At 72.3% G+C, this 1,650-nt stretch carries 2 protein-coding genes; one reads left to right on the top strand and one right to left on the bottom strand.

Annotated features, from left to right (window positions below):
• Nucleotides 1-57 precede the first annotated feature (57 nt).
• Nucleotides 58-738: a hypothetical protein gene (locus tag VIB55_RS12530; protein WP_331876986.1), complete on the bottom strand. Its 681-nt coding sequence runs from the start codon at nt 736-738 to the stop codon at nt 58-60.
• A 99-nt stretch (nt 739-837) separates the two neighbouring features.
• On the opposite strand from VIB55_RS12530, the gene mqnB reads away from it, so the two are divergent.
• Nucleotides 838-1,581 carry a futalosine hydrolase gene (gene mqnB, locus VIB55_RS12535; RefSeq protein ID WP_331876987.1) on the top strand — a complete coding sequence of 248 codons (744 nt, stop codon included), beginning with the start codon at nt 838-840 and terminating at the stop codon, nt 1,579-1,581.
• Nucleotides 1,582-1,650 lie beyond the last annotated feature (69 nt).

Raw genomic sequence — 1,650 nt, forward strand, 5'->3', positions numbered from 1 at the left:
CACTTTCGCACTTTCGCACTTTCGCACTTTCGCACTTTCGCACTCACGCACTTCCCCTCACATCCCGCCGCTGACCAGAAACACCCATTCCCACCCCTCGCGTCCGCGGCGGAAGCCGGCGCGCAGGCCGTTGTAGCGCAGGTCCGACGCGTATTCCGGCGGGGCCGCCCAGATCGGGGTGCCGGCCACGCTGGCGATGCCCCGGTCCAGCAGAAAGGGCAGGCGGTCCACCGCGCGGTATCCCTCGCGTTCCCACTCGGCCAGCGTTTCCAGAATGCCGGGGTCGATGGGCCCCAGCGTGTGCACGAAATCGCGCGACATCGCCCGGCGCAGCGCCGGCACGTCGCGGCGCGAGGCGGCGTCCCGGATGGCGAGGGCGAAGTCGGCCAGATCCATCTCCGCGGCGGTCACGATGTCCAGGGGCACGTGCACCACGCTCTCTCGCGGCAGCCAGCCCGACGGCGCGCCAGGACAGTGGATGCAGCGCACCAGCAACTCCGTCGTGTCCGCCCGCAGCACCTCCATCCGCATGAAGACGAAGGGCAGGGTCACGGCGCCTGTCTCACCGCGCAGCGCCAAACCCGCGGTGCGAGTCCATACGCTCTGCGACTGCGCGATCACGGGCGGCGCGGGCGGACCCGCCTGCACCGGCGCGGGTGCGGGCGGAGGCACGGGCCGCTGCGGGGCCGGGCACGCGGCCAGGGCCAGGCAGGCGATCGGGACGGCGAAGCGGCGCATCGGGTCCAGTCCGGGGTATGGGCGGCCGTCCCGTATCCGGCACGCGGCGCGCCACGTAAATTCCGGCCGCACGCCAACCCCGCCACCTGCTGCCCGATCGTGACCGCATCCACCGCTCCGCTGGCCCTGGTCTGCTCCGTTCCGTTCGAGTGCGAGCGCCTTCGCGCGGCACTGGACGGCGCGGAGAACGTGCTCGTCGGGCGCAAGCCGGCGTGGGCGGGGCGGCTGGACGGGAGCGACGTCATTCTGCTTCCCGGGGGGATGGGAAAGACCAACGCCGCCCACGCGCTGACGGCCCTGCTGGAGACGCGCGCCGTGAGTGGAGTGATCGGCTTCGGGATCGGCGGGGCGTACCCGGGCTCGGGGCTGGAGATCGGCTCCATCGCCCTGGCGACGAGCGCCATCTACGGCGACGAAGGGGTGGAGGCGCCGGGCGGGTGGATATCGACGGAGGAGATCGGGATCCCACTCTGGCGGGCGGAGGGGACACCCAGGTTCAACGAGTTTCCGCTGGACGCGGCGCTGGTGGAACGTGCACGGGCGGCCCTGGAGCACGCCGGAATGGATGTGCGGACCGGTCCGTTCGTCACCGTCTCCGCCTGCTCGGGGACGGGCGCGCTGGGACGGCAACGGGCGGCGCGGTTCGGGGCGGTGTGCGAGGGGATGGAGGGCGCGGCGCTGGCGCACGTGGCGGCTATCTACCAGGTACCGTTCCTGGAGTTGCGCGGCATCAGCAACCACGTCGAGGACCGCGACATGAGCCGCTGGCGCATCCGCGAGGCCGCCGAAGCCGCGCAGGCGGCGGTCCGCGTCGTGGGTCAAGCGCTCACCCGACTGCGTTGAACGACCGGGTACGATAGACAGAGGAGGGAGCGCGTCCTCGGCCGCCGTGGGGCCCTCACCCGGCCGCGC

Origin of the sequence: Longimicrobium sp. (assembly GCF_036554565.1) — a bacterium.
In the GTDB taxonomy this organism is placed as follows: Bacteria; Gemmatimonadota; Gemmatimonadetes; order Longimicrobiales; family Longimicrobiaceae; genus Longimicrobium.

Coding starts and splice junctions, on each gene's coding strand:
- VIB55_RS12530 (WP_331876986.1), bottom strand. CDS start 738: ATGCGCCGCTTCGCCGTCCCGATCGCCTGCCTGGCCCTGGCCGCGTGC.